At 65.1% G+C, this 21,515-nt stretch carries 17 protein-coding genes; 8 read left to right on the top strand and 9 right to left on the bottom strand.

The genetic code is table 11. The features are described 5' to 3' along the window. Positions 1–286: 286 nt before the first annotated feature. Positions 287–1,216, bottom strand: coding sequence for a LysR family transcriptional regulator (locus ACY34H_RS03980; protein WP_464976192.1), 930 nt, complete (start codon positions 1,214–1,216; stop codon positions 287–289). A 117-nt stretch (positions 1,217–1,333) separates the two neighbouring features. Between ACY34H_RS03980 and ACY34H_RS03975 the strand changes: the two genes are divergently transcribed. Together ACY34H_RS03975 and ACY34H_RS03970 are read left to right on the top strand one after the other, a co-directional pair. Then, complete coding sequence (locus tag ACY34H_RS03975) at positions 1,334–1,597, top strand: DUF2798 domain-containing protein (RefSeq protein ID WP_464976191.1); 264 nt, start codon at positions 1,334–1,336, stop codon at positions 1,595–1,597. Positions 1,598–1,678: 81 nt separating this feature from the next. After that, positions 1,679–2,203: a hypothetical protein gene (locus ACY34H_RS03970; RefSeq protein WP_464976190.1), complete on the top strand. Its 525-nt coding sequence runs from the start codon at positions 1,679–1,681 to the stop codon at positions 2,201–2,203. A 291-nt stretch (positions 2,204–2,494) separates the two neighbouring features. On the opposite strand, the gene ACY34H_RS03965 is transcribed toward ACY34H_RS03970, so the two are convergent. Next, positions 2,495–2,989 carry a DUF3016 domain-containing protein gene (locus ACY34H_RS03965; RefSeq protein WP_464976189.1) on the bottom strand — a complete coding sequence of 165 codons (495 nt, stop codon included), beginning with the start codon at positions 2,987–2,989 and terminating at the stop codon, positions 2,495–2,497. A 1,060-nt stretch (positions 2,990–4,049) separates the two neighbouring features. Between ACY34H_RS03965 and ACY34H_RS03960 the strand changes: the two genes are divergently transcribed. Both ACY34H_RS03960 and ACY34H_RS03955 read left to right on the top strand, forming a co-directional pair. Further along, complete coding sequence (locus ACY34H_RS03960; RefSeq protein WP_464976188.1) at positions 4,050–7,703, top strand: hypothetical protein; 3,654 nt, start codon at positions 4,050–4,052, stop codon at positions 7,701–7,703. Between the two features lie 9 nt (positions 7,704–7,712). Further along, complete coding sequence (locus ACY34H_RS03955; RefSeq protein ID WP_464976187.1) at positions 7,713–9,593, top strand: pre-toxin TG domain-containing protein; 1,881 nt, start codon at positions 7,713–7,715, stop codon at positions 9,591–9,593. Positions 9,594–9,708: 115 nt separating this feature from the next. Here ACY34H_RS03955 and ACY34H_RS03950 read toward each other — a convergent pair whose 3' ends face one another. Continuing rightward, positions 9,709–10,155 (bottom strand): YXWGXW repeat-containing protein, encoded by a 447-nt coding sequence (locus ACY34H_RS03950; RefSeq protein ID WP_464976186.1) that lies wholly within the window; start codon positions 10,153–10,155, stop codon positions 9,709–9,711. A gap of 151 nt (positions 10,156–10,306) precedes the next feature. On the opposite strand from ACY34H_RS03950, the gene ACY34H_RS03945 reads away from it, so the two are divergent. Further along, positions 10,307–12,286 carry a CocE/NonD family hydrolase gene (locus tag ACY34H_RS03945; protein ID WP_464976185.1) on the top strand — a complete coding sequence of 660 codons (1,980 nt, stop codon included), beginning with the start codon at positions 10,307–10,309 and terminating at the stop codon, positions 12,284–12,286. Positions 12,287–12,301: 15 nt separating this feature from the next. Here the strand turns inward: ACY34H_RS03945 and ACY34H_RS03940 are convergent, their stop codons facing one another. Continuing rightward, positions 12,302–13,246, bottom strand: coding sequence for an AraC family transcriptional regulator (locus ACY34H_RS03940; protein WP_464976184.1), 945 nt, complete (start codon positions 13,244–13,246; stop codon positions 12,302–12,304). 174 nt (positions 13,247–13,420) lie between these two features. Here ACY34H_RS03940 and ACY34H_RS03935 point away from each other — a divergent pair, with 174 nt between their 5' ends. Next, complete coding sequence (locus ACY34H_RS03935; RefSeq protein WP_464976183.1) at positions 13,421–14,035, top strand: SDR family oxidoreductase; 615 nt, start codon at positions 13,421–13,423, stop codon at positions 14,033–14,035. A 20-nt stretch (positions 14,036–14,055) separates the two neighbouring features. On the opposite strand, the gene ACY34H_RS03930 is transcribed toward ACY34H_RS03935, so the two are convergent. From ACY34H_RS03930 to ACY34H_RS03920, 3 genes are read right to left on the bottom strand one after another with little or no spacing between them, the layout of a single operon-like run. Beyond that, positions 14,056–15,330, bottom strand: coding sequence for a TCR/Tet family MFS transporter (locus tag ACY34H_RS03930; protein WP_464976182.1), 1,275 nt, complete (start codon positions 15,328–15,330; stop codon positions 14,056–14,058). Then, positions 15,327–17,267, bottom strand: coding sequence for a DUF3857 domain-containing transglutaminase family protein (locus ACY34H_RS03925; protein WP_464976181.1), 1,941 nt, complete (start codon positions 17,265–17,267; stop codon positions 15,327–15,329). The genes ACY34H_RS03930 and ACY34H_RS03925 overlap by 4 nt, the downstream gene beginning before the upstream one ends. Before the next feature lie 4 nt (positions 17,268–17,271). After that, complete coding sequence (locus ACY34H_RS03920) at positions 17,272–17,931, bottom strand: HD domain-containing protein (RefSeq protein ID WP_464976180.1); 660 nt, start codon at positions 17,929–17,931, stop codon at positions 17,272–17,274. Between the two features lie 170 nt (positions 17,932–18,101). Between ACY34H_RS03920 and ACY34H_RS03915 the strand changes: the two genes are divergently transcribed. Together ACY34H_RS03915 and ACY34H_RS03910 are read left to right on the top strand one after the other, a co-directional pair. Continuing rightward, a complete protein-coding gene (locus tag ACY34H_RS03915; protein ID WP_464976179.1) occupies positions 18,102–18,578 on the top strand; it encodes a chemotaxis protein CheW in 477 nt (158 codons plus the stop codon). Positions 18,579–18,591: 13 nt separating this feature from the next. Beyond that, positions 18,592–20,283 carry a methyl-accepting chemotaxis protein gene (locus tag ACY34H_RS03910; RefSeq protein WP_464976178.1) on the top strand — a complete coding sequence of 564 codons (1,692 nt, stop codon included), beginning with the start codon at positions 18,592–18,594 and terminating at the stop codon, positions 20,281–20,283. 5 nt (positions 20,284–20,288) lie between these two features. On the opposite strand, the gene ACY34H_RS03905 is transcribed toward ACY34H_RS03910, so the two are convergent. Together ACY34H_RS03905 and ACY34H_RS03900 are read right to left on the bottom strand one after the other, a co-directional pair. Beyond that, positions 20,289–20,771: a ribonuclease HI family protein gene (locus tag ACY34H_RS03905; protein ID WP_464976177.1), complete on the bottom strand. Its 483-nt coding sequence runs from the start codon at positions 20,769–20,771 to the stop codon at positions 20,289–20,291. Between the two features lie 90 nt (positions 20,772–20,861). Continuing rightward, positions 20,862–21,473, bottom strand: a complete 612-nt coding sequence (locus ACY34H_RS03900) for a YXWGXW repeat-containing protein (protein ID WP_464976176.1) — start codon at positions 21,471–21,473, stop codon at positions 20,862–20,864. Positions 21,474–21,515 lie beyond the last annotated feature (42 nt).

Raw genomic sequence — 21,515 nt, 5'->3', positions numbered from 1 at the left:
CACATCATTTCAGTGTGGCCGCACGACGAGGGAGCGGCGCCACCAGCAAAGATCGGACAGATGCGATTGGAAAAAAATCATCCCGCTATGGTTGCAGGTTCCCGCTGGGCTGTCAAGCGGCGGAAAATCAACGACTTACGCAAGTTCACCTCTGCTGTGGGGATGCTTTATATCTAGCTCTGCCAAACATTGATCCGGCCAGGCTCGACTTTTCGCCTGAGGGACTTCCCGGGGCAGCGCCGAGAGATTTGGAATCGCCTTCCTGCCAAATGTGCCGATGAAGAATTCACACGTCTCCATGCTGGTCGGAGACCTCGAGATGGGCCTGAACGTAATCGATGAAAGCGCGGACCTTGGGTGTCAGGGCCAGGTGATCCGTCACGCAGGCATATAGCTGCATAGGCTCGGGCACTGCGCGGGCCCCGGTGTGCCGATCGTCGTGAAAGAGACGGATCAACAGTCCCTTCTCGATCAAGGGTTGAGCGACGAAGCTTGCGAGGCGAGTGATACCTCCGCCGTTGACTGCCATTTGGGCCAGCATATCGATGTCGTCGCTGATTAACTCGGCGTTGACAGGCGCATCGAACCGTACCCCGTCGCGCATAAAACCCCATGGAAGGAAACGCCCGTCGGTGGGGTAACGTAAAACCAGGCACGCATGGTGTTGCAGGTCTTCCGGTGACGTTGGCCAACCCGCGCACTCGAGGTAGCCGGGTGAGGCGCAGACCATGAAAGGGCGGGATGCGATAAGCCGAGCCACCAGCCGTTCCTCTAATTGCGCCGGGATGCGGATACTGACATCAATACGCTCCTGCAAATGATTGACCCCATGGTCCGCACTGATCAATTCGATGGTCAGACTGGGATAGCTGGTGCGGAACGCCGGCAGAAGGGGTGCCAGTATATGGCGACCGAAAGCTGACGTTGTCGCAATCCGCAGGTGATCCTGCAGGCCCATCCCTTCACTGACAGCTTGCCTCGCCAGGTCCAGTTCGCGCGGTATATGGCGAACCTTTTCATAGTACAGGCGGCCGGCTTCGGTCAGCGCCATTTGCCGTGTCGTGCGCGACAGCAGCCGAGTATCGAGATGAACTTCCAACCGGCCAATATTCTGGCTAACGGCGGCCACACTGATGCCGAGTGACCGGGCGGCAGCGGCAATCGTGCCCGACTCCACTACCGTGACGAAACTGCTGATCAATCCAATAATGTTCACTGGCTCGTGCACCTATTCATAAGTTTTGCTTCATGTTGAATCAAGCATCTCATGCCTACTGGCATTTGGACGGTGATGGTAGCCTACGCTTGTTTTCTATTCTTATGTGGTGATTGAATGTTACAAGAGCCTGGCCGACGGCGATGCCGAAGGCTGCCAAAGTCCCTGGCCCCTTATGTCTTCGCCCTGTACATGGCAACCGTAATGTCGCTTTTAATGTGCCTGGTCATTACCATTGCAGAATTCGGCTTTACCGATCGCTATGTCGAAAATGTGATGAATGCCTACCGCGTCGCTATGCCGGCTGCCTTCGCCTGCATACTACTCGTTCGTCCCATCGTTGCAAAGTTGGTCGCGTTAAGCGTGCGTTCCGAAGGTTAGTGGTGCAGGCAGTTCAGCGAAATAAATACGGAGTATGAGCATGCCTGCCATAGCTCGTTAAAAAAAACCGGTGGAGGCATCATGAGTCATGGTAAAAATATCAGCATCAACGAACTGGTTGGGGAATTTTACGATTTGCAAGAACAATGGGAGGACGACCCTGTTACCTTCAACTGGGAAAAATCAAAAGAGACTGCGCGAAAAGGTGCGCGTGCATATAACGAAGGCGCAGGCCCTTCGTTCCACGCGCTAGTGCTCGATGGTGTTTGCCATACCGAGTTTCATGATCGTTTTCTCAGGTACTCGATAGAGGCCGGATTCGATCCATTCATGCTGGTAAGAACCGGCTCAGGAAACAATGCCAGCCCGGTGATAAGCCATGAAAGTCTGATGCAGGCTTCCCGGATGAACAAGATATCCGATGGTATGCGTAGGGCTCTGATGGACATCGCCCGGCACCGGTTCTCTCTGCTCACGAATGATATCAACAACGGATCCGATCCCGGCAGTGCGCATTTGTCAGCTGTATTTCAGGCTTGTTCTGACTCATTTCCTTTGGAAATGTTGAAAGACGTCGCTGAAGAGCTGGCCAAATCCCGGCGATGATCCGGAATGCACTTTCGCCAGGTGGTAACGTTGGTGTTTTCTATCCGCTGGGTGGCGCTGAAATAGAGGTGTAAAGCAGGAACGATGAGGTTGAAGCGGCAGCCCGGCTATTTGTAGTGTGCGGGGTTGCTGCATGGGACCACGTGGCGGCGCGGCGCGGCATCGCCGCGTCGCTATGCGAACCGCCACCACCTGGCCAGTCCGCTCCCGCCTCAAGGAAGGTGCTCAGCTAAGATGTCCATGCACTTCCGGGCCAGAAATGGCTCCCCGAAAGACACATGCGCATCTTGCTCAGCGTCGAGCAGAGCGTTCGCTCGGTAATACGACCGCATCGAACCATTCATCGAGCATACGTTTTTCAAAACGCAGTGCGTCGCCATCGTAATAGCGCTTCGATCGGGAAGAAAACTCCATGTCGCGTAATGTCGCCTCGCCACTGCGCACCGTTTGCCCGCTGCTTTTGATTTCGAATTGCAAGTCAATGCGCGGCCAATCCAGGCTGGTGTAGGTACGCAGGTTGGTAACCGCGCGCTTTGGGCCTTCACGGCCAGCCAGGTCAACATCCTTGACATCGATGCGGAGCGTTTGCCCTTCAGGTAACTTCGCGCCCAGTTCGTCGAAATGTTTGGTCAGCTCCCGGAACGCCCGTTCGCGGTCATGCTGATCGGTGGGAAAGTCCGAAAAACGCTCGGGATGGACGTAATTGACGACTACCTCTGCGCAGACACTTCCTGCGCCCAGCATCAGCAAGCCGGTGAGCACAAAATTTCTCGTTACGTTCTTCATAGGGGGCCCCTGTTCAGTTATCACTTCGACGAAATCGATTCAATAATATACGGCATTTCAAGAATGCTGGCTTCGACAGGCTGGTTAATTTTGTATCGTTCTGTAGCGTTGGCTCAATCCACATCCGACCGGTCGCTGTCGTCCGGCGTACGGCCGCCAACGTCTGCGGATTCAGCCGAATGTCCGGAAAATTGATTACTCCGCCCTGTGGATATCGAAGCTTTCAAGCAGCTCCTGATCCTGTACGTGTGTGCGGAGCTTGCGCGCCAGCTTAGGAGAGCTTTTATAGATGTCGCGGCGGCGGAATGTACTTGCTTTAGCCAGGTTCGGTGTACTCCCTATATATCTGCCATCAGCCATGAAGAAATCGTGCCATTCGCAACCCTCGCGGCAATTTGCGAAGTTCGTCCCGGTCAGGATTATGTAATGCTGCGACTCCACGTTCATGCAGCCTGCACCTACTATCAGCTCGCCTGGTTCAGCCCCGGATCGGTAATGGAGCGTAACGGTCCTGTATGGACGTGCCGAGACATTTCCAAACGTAAATGTTTGCTTGAAACAGTATGGCTCGGTCACGTCCTCGCCGACAGAGCAGGTAGTTACAGCTTCGAAGCGGTAAGGCCCGCAAGTAAGCATCTTCTGGCTCCCAAACCACCTCGTCGGAAGCTCAGCCGCAATGGCATTCGCACTACTGCAAGCTCCTGCCAGAGCAATGCATGCAAAAAGTCGTTTCATTCAGCGCTCCAGGTCAGCGTCAGTCTTGGCACCTATGTGCTCTCGGGAGTGGTGTGATTTTACGGCCGATTTCCTGTGTCACCGATTCAGGAGCACCTCGGTCGACGCCGGACTGTCGTGCCGGAGGACGAGGGCCACTGCGCTGCTTCGCTGCGCACGCGCCCAGGATTATCGCCAGTGGCGGCGATCAGGCCTGATGGGGTCCGCGCACCGACGCCGAATTGCCCGTTCGACGACTTGAATAAGGCTTTCCGGTGATCTAGCCTGACCCTATCCGGCATCGTCCCACATGAGTCTGCCGCCGGTGCTTAATCAGGGAGGCCACATGGCAATCGCAACCGGTGCAGGAGACGGCACTCCACTTCCCGCCAGCGAAAATATCGTGTACGGCAAAGTGATCATCAAGGGAACCTTCGTCGGGATCCCGAACCTGCTGGTAGTCGTCTATGACATCGATGCGGCTCGGCAGGAACAGGCTGACGAGGATCTGGACGCGGTGATTTCCAATGCCGCCGCAAGGGCCTGGATCGACTTCCCGGGTGATCGCATCGGCTCGGTACTGACCGCGCGCGATGGCTCGTTTACGCTGGGGTACCGCGACGCGGCGTTCAATCGGACTCCCGCTGGCGAGCACCGTCCCGATCTCGTCTTCTTCGTCCTCGCGCCGGATGTGCGCGTCGGCGACACGTACCTGGGGCAGCCCGTACCCCAGCGCCTGCTGCACTACGCCTATGTGGCCAGAAAGGATGCCGGGCAGCGTGAAGCACTGATCGTTGCCCTGGAGCCCGCGCTTCTCGATCAACGCGGTATCGCTTACCCCGGCTCGGCATCGGCACGGGGAATTGACCCGGCGTCGCTGCTCGCAGCGCAGCAGCAGAGAACCGCCCGGAAAATCGAACTGGTACGGACCGCGGTGGCCGGCCATCTGGACAAATACCGGCGGCTGGCCGAGGTCAAGCGAGAGAACTGGCGCTGGTTCATGCCGCTCAGCGGGTTTACAGAGACGAATTTCACCCGTGATGCCGCCGCGGTACCCGCCCTGCAGCGCCGCGCGATGGCAGACGACGCTGTCCGCCTCGCCTCCATGCCGGGGTTGGCCGGGTTTTACTTCAAGCCGGAGCACTTTGCCAGGATCGGTGCGCGCCGGCCCTCGTCGGCCGACGACCGGGTGCCCATCTCGCTTTGCGACGTCATGTCGGTGATGGGACTGGGAACCGAATTGGTCCGTGTGCGCGGCCTGCTCGACGCGATCGCAATGCGCCATCGGCAGCACGAGCTGGAGCACCCACCCGGCGGCGGCATACCCCCTCCGGGCCCGCCACCGGGCTCCGGTGGAACGGGCACCGAGACCCGTGAAGAGCTTCTTGCGCAGATCGAGCGGCGCATCGCCGGGCAGGTTGCGGATCTGGACGAGTTTACTGCCCAGGAGCAGGCAGGGCCGCTGGATGATCTGCTGAAAATCGAGGCGGTCATCAACCGCATCGAATCGGGAGGGCCGGCCAACGTCACCGCTTTCCACGATTTTCACACGCTGCAGGTGGCGTACAGCTCTGTCTGGACCGCCGCTTTCGATGAGCGCATGCGCGAGGCTGCCGGCACGCTGTACGAAACGCTGGTTCAACTCGCCGACGACTATGGCGTTCCGGTGCCCGATCTAGCCGCCGTGCGCGACGTGAACGAATTTCGGCGTGCAATTTCGGAAATCCAGGGGGTGGCGGAATTTCTTGCAGTGGAGCCAGTGCCGCCGGATGTGCTCCTGGTGTTCCCGCAAATGACGCAGCTGCTCTGGAATCAACTCGACGAAGGGGGCCAGACCGCACTGCTAAACACTGCCGGGAATTTCCTTCGTCCGTACGACGGCAACGACACCAATCCCGATGTCGGCACGCTCACGTCGCGATCCTACATCGACGAGAAATACGCCGAGGTGGTCCGCACTCACCGTAATACGCCGTTATCCAGGGCAGAGGAGCTGGCGCTCGACCTTGCCGATCGTCTCGGCAAACCGCACGAATTCCGCTACTACGCACCCGGCAGCTACAACCTCGGCCTGATGACGACCTATCGCCAGGAGTGGTGGCCGGAAAGCTACCAGCGGGGACGCCTGGTCAGCACCATTCCCATGGCGCCCGGGGAAAAGCGCGCTTTCAAGATATCCCGATCGCGCGAGGTGTCGCGCATCGAACGGGAGGTGAACAAGTCCCTGGTCGAGCGGTCGCAGGAGAGCCAGATGCTGAACCGCGCGGAAACCGACGTGATGAACCGCACCGCGACCACGACAAATTTCCGGCTGACGGCGCAAGGCAGCATCAGCTTCGGCATCGGTTCGGTGGGAGCGACTTCCGAATTCGGCGTCAATCAGGCACAGGAGTCGAGCAAACAGCAGAGATCGATTATCGAGTCCACCAACAAGGCTGCGCAGCAGGTGCGCCAGGAAAGGGAGATCCACGTCGAGGCCACCAGCAAGGACACGGTCGGTTCGGAGACCACGCATGAGATATCGAACCCGAACAATGAGATCACCGTGACGTATCTGCTCTACGAGCTCGAGCGTCGTTACCGCGTGCGCAGCCGCCTGCACCGCGTGGCGCCGGTGATCATGGTTGCCATGGAGATCCCCGCGCCGCACCAGATCACGGCGGGCTGGGTGCTGGAGCACAGCTGGATCCTGCGGCGCGCCATGCTGGACAACAGCTATGATGAGGCGATCGCGATGATCGAGGACGGCGCAACCGGCCTGTCGGCGGACGTCGAGCTTGCAAAGGCCAACTGGACAGTGCAGCGCACGCTGACGCAATCGCTGGAGGCCGCATACAACGACGCCGATGCGCTGCTTCGGCAGAAGCAGCAGGCACTGGTGGACCTGACGACAAGCGCGACGGCTGCCACGAGCGGAGCGACCGACGCGGACGACATCGCACTCGGTATCTTCACGGGTGGGCTTTCCGCATTGTTCGCGAGCGACGACCCGGCCCAGGCCGATCTGCTCGAAGCGCGACGCAAGGGTGCGGAGGAAGCACTCAAATTCAATGAGCGCCGGATTGCCGACCTGAAGGACCGGCTGGGGCGGGCGCGCGGCGACATGGCCAGCGCCGGCGAGAAACTGACCGCGGCGCTGCGCGAATCGCGGCAGGCGCAGACCCGCATCGATCAGCTGTTGCTGCACATCCGTCAGAACATCCTGCATTACATGCACAACATCTGGGACCATCGTCATCCGGACCAGATCCTGTTCCAGCATGCGGAGATCGACATCGACATGTTCGAGCCCGCCGGCGCCAGATGCACACTGCGCGCGCCCACGGCCGACGAGATTCCCGGCGAGATTCCCGGCGTGGTAAGGGATGGCGAATTCTTCGTGGTCGAGTGCGCGCCACCGGCACGCCCCGATCCGTCGGATCCGGCGTCGTCCTTCAAGACCTGCAAACTGCACCAGGTCGCCGATCTCGACCAGCCGATGGGATACAAGGGCAATTACATCCTGTACCGCCTGAAGACATGCACCTATATCACCGACTACATGATGCAGAACTATATCGACGCCCACTTCGGGCTGAAGGATCCCGCGCTCGACACGCCCTACGACACTGCGGAACTGCTGGCATATGCGCAGCAGGTGCTCAATGATGCGACGACACCGTTGACGGATGCCGAGCGCAGCAGCCTCCTCGCGCTGGTGTCGCACCAGCTCACCACGCCGGAGTTCATGGACGACACCATCATCGTGACGACCGGCGAGCTGTTCATGGACGCCCTGAAAGGCGGCCAGACGCTGCTCGAATCGTTCAAGCGTGCGCACAGGGGCCTGGACGTGCTCAAGGTGGAGGAAGAGGTCAGGGCGTCACGCCTGCGCAGCCTGCAGCATGCCGCGATGCTGCTGCAGGAGACGCCGAACTTCAACCAGCCGGCGTTCGACCGCAGCGTGGTTGTCCACGACCACACCGGCCACGCGGTGGTTCCGGTGCCGCCGGACGATTGAGGAGCGGTCATGTCCGATCTGGTCGTGCAGCACGTGCCGATCCCGGGCGGCTTCCTCGACATATTCGACGATGGCGATTTCGTCGTGCATGCTGGCGAGCCGTCGCTCCCGGAGACACAGTCGACGTACTATGGACGGGGACAGGGACCGCCGGAACTGCGGGAGCCAGTCGACCGGTTCCTCGCACGAAGGGCGCAGGCAAGTGCCGCCGATGCCACGCCGCGCCATCCCGCGGCGGCAGCGCCCCGGCTGGAGGAGATCTACGCGGTATCCGACCCGCGAGGGCTGGCACCGTCCGCGCGTCTCGCGGACCCTGCCATGTCCGCCGTTTCGGCAATGGACCGCGCACTTGCGAGGGAAGTCGAGCTCAGGCAGCCAGTCCCGTATCCGGGTTCCGGGGGAGAAGTAACGACCGAGGCACTGGAGCGCAGCAGACGGGGGGAGGGACCGCCGATGTCCATCGCAGGCGCGCGGGCGCGCAGGATCGACCTGGCGCGCCAGTATGCCGAGGGAACGCTGTCGGCGCCGGACCTGGAACGGGAAAGCAGATCGCTCGAGGAGCAATCGCGGCGGGTCATGACGGAGGCCCGGGCACGTGGTTATCGCTTCGGCGAGCCCTGGCCGATGGAGGACGTATACCATCTGGCTGAATCGCTTGGCCTTGCCGCCCCATTCGACATGCCCGACCAGGAGCAATTACGGCGCGAGCGTTACGTGCAGGCCCAGGTCGCTCCGCTGCAGGTGGTGCCGCCGCCAGGGGCTGCCGTGATCGCGCAGACTGCCTGGATCAGCGACTTCATCCCGATCATAGCGGCGCTGAACGACATTTACCGGGTCTTGACGGGAGTCGATCCGACGACGTCGGAGGCGCTTTCCACGGGGCAGCGCCGGCTTGCCGGCGGGTTCGTACTGCTCGATCTGACGGGACTGGTTGGCGCCCTGCTGCGCGAGGGCCCCCGGGTTGCCGCACGGGCAGCGCGGGCCGGGCTGGCGCCGGTGGTGCTCCAGCGCACCTATGAGCGGCTGCAAGCACTGGAAGACGTGGCGCCCGCAGTCGACGCGGCAGTGCGCCGCGCGCAGGCCGGACAGCGCCTGTCCGCACGGGAAATCGCCCTGGTTGAAGGCGCCGAAGAGGCTACCAGGGAACTGCGGCAGGCAGTGCGGCAGGCGCCGCCGGCCCCGACCGATGCTGTGCGCATCGAAGGGATGGACAGGATTCCAGGTCATCTGCGCGCCGTGGCACCGGACGCGGCGCGGCGGGCCATGGCCGGAAGGCGCACTTCAGCAGGCAGGTCCGGAGGATTCGGTCGCATCGACGATGCCGCCATCGGTATGGTCAGGCTGGCCGCCCGCCGGGCAGGCGTGCCTTTCGACCGGGCCCGTCGCGCCCTCGGCAGCGTGCATGACGATGTCATCAGGTTCATCAACGGCTTCCATGGCGTCCCCGGATTCGAGCACGTACTGGCCGACTACCTCCGGGGTGGCGCCTTCCAGCAGGGGGCCAGGTACGTGATGCAGTTTGTCGAGGCCAACGTCCACGAGCCCGCCCGGCTTCTCGCGCAAGGACGCTTGCGCTTTGAAGTTCCGCGCGGCAGGTTGCGCAGGATCGATGCGGTCATTGCCAACGTTCGCCACGAATTCAAGTCCGTGCTTGAGTTCCGGTCGTACTCCAGCCATGCGCGCCAGCTGCGCCGGGACCTTGCGGATCTGCTGGCACAAATGCCGGACTCGCCCGAGCATCTGCGCTGGGTGTTCGACGCGAACCGCCTCGGCATGGACCGAACCCGGCTCGTTACCAGTATGCAGGACACCGTACGCAGGTCGTTCGCGAATCACCCGCGCGCGGAAGAGCTTGCCGGGTGGCTGGAAACGATCGTGACGGTCTGGTAGCTTGCCATCGACGCGGCGCTGCGCGGCATCGACATCGGCGCACTGCGGCCGCACTCCGGCCACGCTCCGCAGGCCGCCGCGGATCAATGGCGGCGTGGATCAATGGCGGCGCGGATCAATGGCGGCGCGGATTATCCGGCCGGTCGTCATGGCGGTTCGGCACGCCGTCATTGTCCCGGTCGCGGTCATGCTGGTTGCGGATGCCGTCGTTGTCCCGGTCGCGGTCGTAGCGGTTCGGCACGCCGTCCCGGTCACGGTCGCCGCGCTGCCATTCGCCGCGCGCGAACTGCCAGCGGCCGTTGCGTTCCTGCCAGCTCGGCGCGTTCCAGTGATAGCCGGCGCGTGCTTTCACGTACTTGCCCTTCACCCATGCATAGCGGTGGCCGGTCCAGTTCCAGTAGCCGGGCGTCCACACATAGCCGTGGCGGGCCGCCGGCATGACTTCATGGCGCGGCGCCGGCGGTGCCTTGCGCACGACGATGATCTCGGTGGCGGCGATGGCCGGTGCGGCGATGGAACCCAGCGAAGCGGCGAACATGGCGGCGATCAGCAGTTTTTTCATGATGTACTCCTTGTGGTGAACGTATGGCTTCATTCTGGCGGCAAGGTGTAACGGCAGTGTGCCCGCACCCAACTTCTCTGTAAGCAATTGTTTCGTTGCCTTCAAGGAAACGACACGTTACCATCGGACTCTTTCCCCCCTGGAGAACCCGATGCACGTGCGCCCTGCCTTTGTCCTGCCCCCGCTGCTCTCGCTGATGCTGTCGCTGATGCTGTCCGGAGCGCACGCGCAGACACCGCCGATGGCGCCCGACATCGGCACGAAATTTTCGGCGGCGGTGCCGGATGCGGATTACGTGAAACGCACGGTCATGATCCCGATGCGCGACGGCGTCAAGCTCTATACCGTACTCGTCGTGCCGAAAGGCGCGAAGCATGCGCCGATGCTGCTGACCCGCACGCCCTACAACGCCTTCGCGCGCGCCCAGCGCAGCAAGAGCCCGAGCATGCTGGCCACGCTGCCGGAGGGCGATGAAACGTTCGTCCGGGGCGGCTATATCCGCGTCTACCAGGACGTGCGCGGCAAGCATGGCTCGGAAGGGGACTATGTGATGACGCGCCCGCTGCGCGGCCCGCTGAACACCACGAAAACCGATCACGCCACCGACGCGTGGGACACCATCGAATGGCTGGTGAAGAACGTGCCCGAATCGAACGGCAGGGTCGGCATGCTGGGCTCGTCGTACGAAGGCTTCACGGTGCTGATGGCGCTGGCCGATCCGCACCCGGCGCTGAAGGCGGCGGTGCCGATGAGCCCGATGGTGGACGGCTGGCGCGGCGACGACTGGTTCCATAACGGGGCGTTCCGCATGCCGTCGCTGGCGTTCGTGAACGCCCAGACCACCGTGCGCGGCCGCGGCGAACCGCTGGCCACCGGCGTTTACGACGACTATGACGGCATGCTGCGTGCCGTCTCCGCCGCCGGCTATGCGCGCCGGTTCGGCCTCGACAGGCTGACGTACACGAAAAAGCTGTTCGAGCACCCGGCCTACGACAGTTACTGGCAGCACCAGGCGCTGGACCGGCTGCTCGGCGCACGCCGCCTGAAGGTGCCGACAATGACGGTGACCGGCCAGTGGGACCAGGAAGACAGTTACGGCGCCTTTGCCGTCTACGCGGCGCTGGAGCCGCAGGACAAGGATAACGACCGCAATTTCCTCGCGGTGGGACCGTGGCGGCACAGCGGCGTCAATTACGAAGGTGCGTCGCTGGGCGCATTGAAATTCACCGGCGATACGGCGCTCGAGTTCCGCCGCGACGTGATGCAGCCATTCCTCGACCAGCACCTGAAGGAGGGCGCGCCGCGGGCCGATACGCCGCCGGTATTGACGTACCAGACCGGCAGCAACCGCTGGCAGCGCCTGCAGCGCTGGCCGCTCGCCTGCGAGACCGGCTGCCCGGCGCCGGCGCAGGCCGTCTACCTGCACGCTGGTTTCAGGCTTGCATTCGCGGCACCCGCCGGCGATGCGCAGAGTCATGCGCAGGGTCACGCGCAGGGTCACGCGCAAAGCAGCGGCGATTACGACGAATACGTGGCCGATCCCGCGAAACCGGTACCGTTCGTGCCACGGCCGGTGCGGATGAGCGATCCGGCGGTGTGGCGGCCATGGCTGGTCAGCGACCAGCGTTTCGTGGCCGACCGGCCGGACGTGCTGAGCTACGTCTCGGAACCATTGACGGCGCCGCTGCAACTGGCCGGCGCACCGGTGGTGAACCTGTTCGCGTCGACCTCCGGCACCGATGCCGACTGGGTCGTCAAGGTGATCGACGTCTATCCGGACGAAGTCCCGTCGCAGCCGGAACTGGGCGGCTACCAGCTGCCGCTGGCGATGGAGATCTTCCGCGGCCGCTATCGCGACAGCCTGGAAACCCCGGCCGCCATCGTGCCCGGCAAGCCGGAACGCTACCGCTTCGCGCTGCCGAACGTGAACCACGTGATCCGGCCGGGCCACCGGCTGATGGTGCAGGTCCAGTCCAGCTGGTTCCCGCTGTACGACCGCAATCCGCAGCGCTACGTGCCCAACATCTTCCACGCGCAGCCGGCGGACTACGTGAAAGCCACGCAGCGCATCTGGCACACGCCGGCGCTGCCGAGCGCCATCGAGCTGCCGGTGGTTCCCGCCGCGCGCTGATGCGGGCAATGGCGGCTACGGGGCGCTGACCCAGGGGGAAGGGCGCCCGCCCGGCGCCTGGGCCAGCAGGCCGCGCATCTCGCGTGCTTCCTCGACCGGCGTGCGGCCGAAGAAGCGCTTGAATTCGCGCGAGAACTGCGACGTGCTTTCATAGCCGACCCGCCCGCAGGCAGTGGCGGCGGTCAGGCCGTCCTGCACCATCAGCAGCCGCGCCTTGTGCAGCCGCGTCGTCTTCAGGTACTGGATCGGCGATGTCAGCGTCACCGCCTTGAAACCGGCGTGGAAGGCTGCCTGGCTCATGCCGGCTTCGCGTGCCAGCGTGGCCACGTCGATCGGCCGGTGGTAGTCGGCGTGGATGCGCCGCAGCGCCTTGCCGATCTTGGCGAACTGCGTCTGGTGGGCCAGGCCGGCGCGCAGGGCGCCTCCCTGGGCGCCGGTCAGCACGCGGAACAGGATCTCGCGCAGGATGCCGGGACCGAGCAGCCGCGTCTCGACCGGCGAGGTCAGCGCGTGCAGCAGGCGCAGCACGGCGTCGCCCAGCGCGTCGTCCAGTTTCGAGGCCATCATGCTGCGCGGAGCGGCGGACGGGACGATGCCGGACTGGGCATCGTCGACGGCAAGTGCCAGTTCGGCCGCCAGCTGCAGGTCGATGGGAATCGAGATCGCCAGCATCGGCTCGGCCGGCGAGGCACGCACGGTCTCGCCTTCGAACGGCAGCGGCACCGCCAGCACCAGGAACTGCTGGGCGTGGTAATCGAAGGCTTCGCCGCCCAGGTAGCCGCGCTTGTGGCCCTGGCAGACGATGACGATGCAGGGCTCGTACAGCGCCTTGCCGCGCGGGCGCACCGAGTTCGCGCGCATGAACTTCACGCCCGGCAGGCCGCACAGCGTGTAGCCTTCGTCCGGCGCGAGTACGCCCATCAGTTCCACCATCCGCGCCTGCCGTTGAGCTACAGTCATCCTTGCCTCCTGTCGTTTCAGGCAGTGATTATGCCGCGCAAATGCCGATAAGTGACGGCCGCTGTAGGATCAGGCAATGATTCGAAACCTTCGCGCAACCCGGCGTGGCCTGCCCGCCGTAGACTTGGCAATATCGCTGGCAACATCGCCATCGATCATCGACGGAGGGTACACATGGCCGGACAACGCATCATCCTGATCACCGGCGCCACCGGGCGCATCGGCGCCGCCACGGCGCGCACGCTGGCCGCGCAGGGCCACCACGTGGTGCTGGGCGCGCGGCGCATCGAGCGGCTGGTGCTGCTGGCCGCGCAGATCCGCGCCGCCGGCGGCAGCGTGGAATGCCACGTCCTCGATGTCACCGATGCCGACGATGCGCAAACATTCGTGCTGGACGCGTTCCACCGGCATGGCCGGATCGATGTGCTGGTCAACGCCGCCGGCGTGGCGGCGCCGTCGCGGCTCGATGCCTTGAAACTGCTGGAGTGGGACCGCATGCTCGATGTCAACGTGCGCGGCGCGCTGTACGCGATCGCGGCCGTGTTGCCGCTGATGCAGCGGGCCGGCAGCGGCCACGTCGTCAACCTGGCCTCCGGCGCCGGCATCGGCCCGGCGCATGCCGTGCAGGGCGCATCGGCGCGGGCACTGCAGGCGATCGCCGACGCATTGCGGCAGGAGGAACGCGACATCGAGGTCTCGGTGATCGCTCCCGACCTGCCGGGCGGCGCGGCCGCCGTGGCGGAGGCCATCGGCGCGGCCGTGGCAAGTGAAGCGCATGCCTGCGCCTGAATCAGCCCGCGGCCAGCCCGCTACAGCGTCTGGTGGTGGTCGCGGAACCAGCGCCGCGCCACCAGGATCGCCGCCGCCTGCATCGCCGCGCTGACGAAGAACGTGACGCCGATGCGCCAGTCCGACGGCGGCAGGTGGCTCACCTTGGCCAGCAGGAAGCCGCCGATCAGCGGCATGATGACGATGCCGACGCTGTTGATCGCGTGCAGCGATCCCATCAGCTCGCCCTGCTCGGTGGCCGGCGTGGCCTTCGAGATGATGCCCTGCAGTGCCGGCCCGGCGGCGAATGCCAGCAGGTTGCACAGGATGAGCACATACATCATCCAGCCCTCGGTGGCCAGGCCGTACAGCAGGTAGGTCAAGGCGCCGGAGCACAGCCCCAGCAGCGACAGCCGCACTTCGCCGAAGCGTTTCATGAACACGCCCAGCAGGCCGGCCTGCACGACCACGGACGCCACCCCCACGCAAAACAGGGCGATGCCGTTCTGCGCGGTCGACCAGCCGTAGCGGAAGGTGGTGTACAGCACCCACGTGGTGTGCAGCATGGTTTGCGCCAGTGCCACCAGCGCGAACACGACCACCAGGCCGCGCGTGGCGCGGCGCCGCCACAGCTTGATCAGGCCGCCCAGCGGATTGAGCTTATGCAGCGGAAACTGGCCGCGCCGTTCCGGCGGCAGCGACTCGGGCAGGAAGAACCAGCCGTAGACGAAGTTGGCCGCCGACATGCCGGCCGCCACATAGAACGGCAGGTGCAGGTCGATGCCGCCCAGCACGCCGCCCAGCATCGGCCCGGCGATGAAGCCCATGCCGAACGCGGCACCGATCTTGCCGAAGCTCTTTGCCCGGTTGTCCGGCGTCGAGATGTCCGACGCATAGGCCGATGCCACCGACATGCTGGCAGCGGACATGCCGCCGATCACGCGCCCGACCAGCAGCCACGCCAGGCTCGGCGCCAGGGCGGTGACGAGGAAGTTCAGCGACATGCCCACCATCGAATACAGCAGCACGGGGCGGCGCCCGACCTTGTCGCTGAAGGCGCCCAGCATCGGCATGAACACGAACTGCATCAGTCCGAACGTGGCGCCCAGCGCGCCGTACCACAGCGACTGCTGCTCGCGCGCGGAGACGAACTCGCCCACCAGTACCGGCAGCACCGGAATGATCAGGCCGACGCCCAGCATGTCGATGAACACGCACAGCAGCGCGAAATTCAGGTTGACGGGCGGGCTCGGCTTTGCCGGTCCGGCCGGATCGGCGGGCGGGGCTGGCACGGCTGGAACGGCGTCGTCCTTCATGGCTCGGCCGTGGCGGCAGCCACGTCGGTGTCGTTCAGCACGAACACCAGCCTGCCGTGCATGGCGCGGCTGATGCGGTTCATGGCGGGGCGCAGCGCCTGGTATTCCTGCGGCGTGCACCAGCCGCGCTGGTTACCGGCCACCATGCGGCGTGCCAGGTGATAGCGCATGCCTTCGCGCGAATAGGTGGCCTGGTAATCCAGCCCGTCCTGGCGGATCGACAGGTTCTTCGGCACGTACAGCACCTGCATCGCGGCGGGCAGTTCGATCGTCATGCTGTCTTCCACGGCGAACGGTTCGCAGCGCGCATCGTACTGGCGCTCGCGGTCGGCAAAGCGGCCGGCGAACCCGGCCAGCGGCACCGGCCCGTTCATCCCCGGCAGGAACGACAGCACGCCGGCCTCCGGCTGGCTGACGTAGTTGCGGATCCGTTCCGTATAGCGCACGCCCAGCCTGTCCGACTCCGCATCCGACTTCGACTCCGGCTGCGGCAGCAGTTCCACGCTGCCGTCGCCCTCGTAGCCATTGGATGCCATCGTGCGCCGCACCCAGTCGGCGGTACCGGCGGCTACCACGCTGTCGACGAACTGGCGTACCGCCACCGCATTGCGGCCATGGCCGACGATATCGGTGATGCGTTCGGCCGAACCGTCCAGCGCCACCTTCAGCGTGACCTTGCGTTCGACGCGGAAGCTGTACGGGTCCGGCAGCGGCGTGCGGCGCAGCGCCGGGGCCAGCCGCGTGGCCAGTGCCGGCTTGCCGGCATCGTTGTCGGGCAGCAGGCCGAACGGCATCGCATCGTCGGTGGAGTCGAGGAAAACGTCCAGCGCCGGCAGGTAGCTGATGGCGTGGTCGAACCACATCACCGGAATGTCCGGCAGCGTGAAGTTCTCGCCGTCGGCGCGCAGCAGCACGGGCGAGGCCGCGATGCCGCGTGCGGCCAGCAGCGCTTCGAGCAGCGCCACGTGATCCTTGCAGTCGCCGTAGCGGCGCTGCAGCACGGTGCCGGCATCGTTGGGCACCCAGCCGCCGTCGCCGACATAGCTGGCCACGTAGCGCACATTGGCGCGCACCCAGTCATACAGCAGGCGCGCCTGCTCGCGCGGCGTGCCGGCGCGGCCGGCCACTTCTTCCGCCAGCGCGCGGATGGCCGGCGTGACGGCCGCCTTCGGCGCCGCACCCTGTTCATAGGCGTCGGCGATCGACTGCCAGTCGGCGAAGGTGGACAGCATCAGGTGCGGCGTGCGGCGCCAGCCGTTGGCCGCGTTCGGCTCGGAGGTGCCGGTGCCGGTGCTGCGGTAGCGCCAGCGCAGCACCCCGTCGCCGCCGGCGACGGCTTTCTCCTCCTGCTGCTGCGCCAGGCCGTACTGCGCGACTTTCAGCGGCAGCGCGCGCGGATAGCGCACGGTGATCTCGCTGTCGTCGCGGATCACGTCGGTTTGCAGGAACATCACGTGCGACATGCCGCCCGGCAGTTCCGGCACCTTCTGTACGAGGCGGTAGCGCAGGCGGATCGCGTCGCCGGCGGCCAGTTGCGGGAACGTCACCTGCAACAGCCGCTTCTCCGGGAACGACACGCCGCCCAGGATGCCGTCCTGGATCTGGATCGCCGACGCATCGACCGGGATCGGCGTGCCGCTGGCGGGGATCGTCTCGGCGGCAAGCAGTTCCAGCGTCTGGCGGCGTGCATCCCAGTTCACGTATTGCTGGCCGAGCGAGCCGGCGCCGGTGGCATCCACGGCGCGCCACGTGTAGTCGACGGTCTGTTCCATCGTGTGATCGGCGCGGATCACGATATCGGTGCGTTCGCGCAGCGCGCGCACGTGGCCTTCGCCATCCGCGTGCGCGGCTTGCACAGCCAGGCAAAGCACGGTGGCCGACAGCAGCCTGGTGGCCGCGCCATGGCCGGCTGCGGGGCGGACCGGGAAGCGCATCATGGCGTCAGGCCGGCGCGGACCATTCGGCGACGAACTGGTCGCGGAACGCCGTCAGGGCGCGCAGCCGTTCTTCGCCGAGGCGCCGGGCCGCGGCGGTCTGCATCGTGCCGGGCAGCGTGGCCAGCTTGACGGCAATGTGGTCGAGCGAGTAAGCCTTGTCGTCGAGCGCCCGGTCCAGGCCGGCCGGGTCGGTGCCGTGCGCCAGCCCGGAGCCCATGCGGCCCGCGGTGTAGAACATGCGCGCCAGCCCGACGGCACCCAGCGCATCCAGCCGGTCGGCATCCTGCACGATCTTCGCTTCGATCGTGGCAGGCACCAGCCCGGCGGAAAAACTGTGGGTTTCGATCGCGTGCGCCACGGCGGGCAGCAGCCCGGGCGGGAATTGCGCTCCCGCCAGTACGCGTGTCGCTTCGCGGGCAGCCTGGCGGGACGCCAGGTGCCGCTCCGGATGGTTCTTCGGCAGGTTGACGATATCGTGCAGATAGCATGCGGCCAGCACCACGAGCGCATCGGCCTCGGGGTGATCGGGCAGCAGCAGGGTGGCATTGCGCCAGACGCGGTGCAGGTGATTGGTGTCGTGGGCGCCATCGTCTCCGGAAATGGCGGCCGCGATCGCGGCCAGCTTCGGGTGCCAGCTGGCCAGCGGGGAATTCGTTGTTGTCATGTTCAGGTCAATGCGGCGGTCGTCGCATTGTGCCACGAATGAAACGCTTTTGCTGTAATTTGGGCAATTTTTTGCCGTGTTTGGCGTTGCCGCATGGAATTTTTGGTGCGTTAAAACTTGGCCTGAGGTAACATTTCGCATCATTCGCATCGTCTTCAACAGGAACAACAATGACCGACACCGCCAGCACCACCACCCCGGCCGAATACCTTGCCTTCACCCTGGGCAAGGAAGAATATGGCATCGACATCCAGAAAGTCAGCGAGATCCGCAATTACGAAGCGCCGACACGGATCGCCAGCGCGCCGGAGTTCGTCAAGGGCGTGATCAACCTGCGCGGCATCATCGTGCCGATCGTCGACATGCGCATCCGCTTCGCGCTGGGCACGCCGGAATACGGCCCATTCACCGTCGTCATCATCCTGAACATCGGCAACCGCGTGGTGGGCATGGTGGTCGACGCGGTGTCCGACGTGACCACGCTGGCGCCGGAGCAGATCAAGCCGGCCCCTGACCTGGGTTCGTCGCTGAACACCGAGCACATCGTCGGCCTGGGCACGGTCGACGAGCGCATGCTGATCCTCGTCGACATCGACCGCATGATGTCGAGCGAAGAGATGGGCCTGATCGAACGCATCGCCGCCTGACCGGAGGTCAACCATGAACATCCTGCGCAACCTTCCCATCGGCAAGCGGCTCGGCCTGGGCTTTGCCATCACCATCGCGCTGGCGATCGTGATTTCCGCCATCGCGCTGTGGCGGCTCAATGACGTGGCCCGGGCCACGCATCACATGATGGCTTCGCCGCTGGCGAAGGAGCGCATGATCAGCGACTGGTACAGCAATATCGACAGCGCGATCCGCCGCACGACGGCGATTGCCAAGTCGTCGGACACCGCGCTGGCGGCCTACTTCGCCGACGAGAGCAAGCGTTCGTCGGCCTCGTCGTCCGCACTGCAGAAGGACATCGAGGGGCTGCTCGTCGCGGACGAGGAGAAAGTGCTGTTCGCGAAGATCATGGACCAGCGCAAGATCTACCTGAGTTCGCGCGACCAGGTGGCGAAGCTGAAGGCCGGCGGTGAGCTGGACGAGGCCGCGCGGATCTTCGAATCGGTGTTCGTGCCGGGTGCCGCGAAATACCAGGAAATGGTCAAGGACCTGCTGAAGCTGGAGCGTATCCGCATCGACGAGACGGCCGCCCAGATCGCCGGCATCAATGAGCGCAGCCGCACGATCGTGATCGCCCTGGCGCTGGCCGTGCTGGTGTTCGGCTCGGCCAGCGCGTGGTGGCTGACGGTCGGCATCACGCGGCCGCTGCGCCAGGCCGTGGATGCGGCGACGCGGGTGGCCGGTGGGGACCTGACCGGCCGTATCGAAGCGGCCGGTACCGATGAAACCGGCACGCTGCTGCGCGCGCTGGGCGACATGAACCAGGCGCTGTTCAACATCGTCACCGAGGTACGCAGCGGTACCGAAAACATCAAGGTCGCGTCCACCGAAATCGCCGCCGGCAACCACGACCTGTCGGCCCGTACCGAGCAGCAGGCCGGCGCGCTGGAGGAAACCGCGTCGACGATGGAAGAACTGACGTCGACCGTGCGCACCAATGCCGACAACGCGCGCCAGGCCAACCAGATGGCCGCCGCGGCGGCCGGCGCCGCGGCCAAGGGCGGCGACGTGGTGCAGCAGGTGGTGGGGAAGATGAATTCGATCGATGCGGCGTCGAAGAAGATCGTCGACATCATCGGCACGATCGACGGCATCGCCTTCCAGACCAATATCCTGGCGCTGAATGCGGCCGTCGAGGCGGCGCGCGCGGGCGAACAGGGCCGCGGCTTCGCGGTGGTGGCGGGCGAGGTGCGCAACCTGGCGCAGCGCAGCGCCGCGGCGGCACGGGAAATCAAGGAACTGATCGGCGCTTCGGTGAGCGAAGTGGCCGAAGGCAGCCGCCTCGTCACGCAGGCCGGCAACTCGATGGACGAAATCGTGGCCAGCGTACGCCGCGTGTCCGACGTGATCGGCGAAATCACCGCCGCCAGCGTCGAGCAGAGTACCGGCATCGAGGAAGTCAACGGCGCGATCGTGCAGATGGACGCGGTGACGCAGCAGAATGCCGCGCTGGTCGAGCAATCGGCCGCCGCCGCGGAATCGATGCAGCAGCAGGCCAGCGCGCTGGCCGAAGTGGTCAGCGTGTTCCGCACGGGTGCGGCGGCGTCGCCGGCGCAGGCGCCCGCCGCGCCCGTGGCGCGCAAGGCGGTCGCCATGGCGCCGAAGGCAACAGCACGCCCGGCAATTGCCGCGCGCAAGCCGGCCGCGCCAAAGGCGGCCGAGGCGGACTGGGAAGAGTTCTGACCCGGTCAGCCGCCGATCGCGCGCTGCGATAGCGCGTCGGCGGCGCCGTTGCGGTGGCGCGGCAGCCAGCGCAGCGCCACCCGGTCCAGCCGCGCCATCAGCGCCACGGCGCGGGCACGGTACTGTTCCAGTCCCCTGGCGCCGGGCACGCCGCTCATCAGGACGTCCTGCACCACCACCTGGCTGTCGCCGTAGACGGCCAGTTCTCTCGCTCCCGCTTCCACTGCCGCTTCCAGCAGCGCGACCAGCGCCAGGTATTCGGCATCGCCGCTGGTCCCTTCGCCGGCACGGCGGCTGATCTCGATCCGTTCCCCTTCCGGTCCCAGCAGCAGCGCGCCGATGCCGATCCGGCCCGGATTCGGCGTTGCGGAACCGTCGAACCAGCCGCGCCAGGCGGATGGCGAAGGCGGCACCGGCTGGCGTGCCAGCTTTTCAGCGGCGGCGCGGGCCTGGGCAAGGGCGCGGGGAGTCGGGGGCAGGGCGGTCATCGGAGCGGGAAAAAGCGCCGATTCTACAGCGGCCAGCAGCGGGAAAATAAAATGCCATCCGGGCGGATGGCATTTTTTACGCTTGCTTCGCTAGCGGCGATGCGGATTTTCCGGCCGGTGGTCGTAGCGGTTCGGCACGCCGTCGCCATCGCGGTCGCGGTCATGCCGGTTCGGGATGCCGTCGCGGTCCTGGTCGCGGCGCGGTCCGTTGCCGTAGTAGGCGTGGCCGCGATCGTGGCCGCGGTCGTAATAACTCCGGTCATGGCCGCGGTCGTGGCCACGGCCGTAGCGGTTCGGATCGCGGTCGGCCCAGTTCGGCCTGCCATCGCCGTCGCGGTCGCGGTCGAAGCGGTTCGGCACGCCGTCGCGATCGAGGTCGCCGCGCGGACCGTGACGGTTCCAGCGCGCCTCTTCATAGCGCCAGCGGCCGCCGTATTCCACCCAGCGCGGCGGCGCATACGCGTAGCCGGGACGCTCCGCCAGCCAGTGCCCGTCCATCCATACGTGGCGATGGCCATTCCAGTTCCAGTAACCGGGCGCCCACACATAACCGTGGCGGGGCGGCGGCCGCGCTTCCCAGCGCAGTGGCGGCGGCGCCGAGCCGATGATGATGTTGACGCCGACCTGTGCCTGCGCCGGTGCCGCGAACGCGGCGGCGCCGAGGGCGATGGCGGCTGCTGCGATGAGTGAGGTCCTGATCATGGTATTTCTCCGAATGTTATGTTCTCTGCCGGCGGCGGCCTG

Source organism: Pseudoduganella sp. jia 9 (genome assembly GCF_055502615.1).
This window is presented reverse-complemented; position numbering and strand designations above follow the sequence as displayed.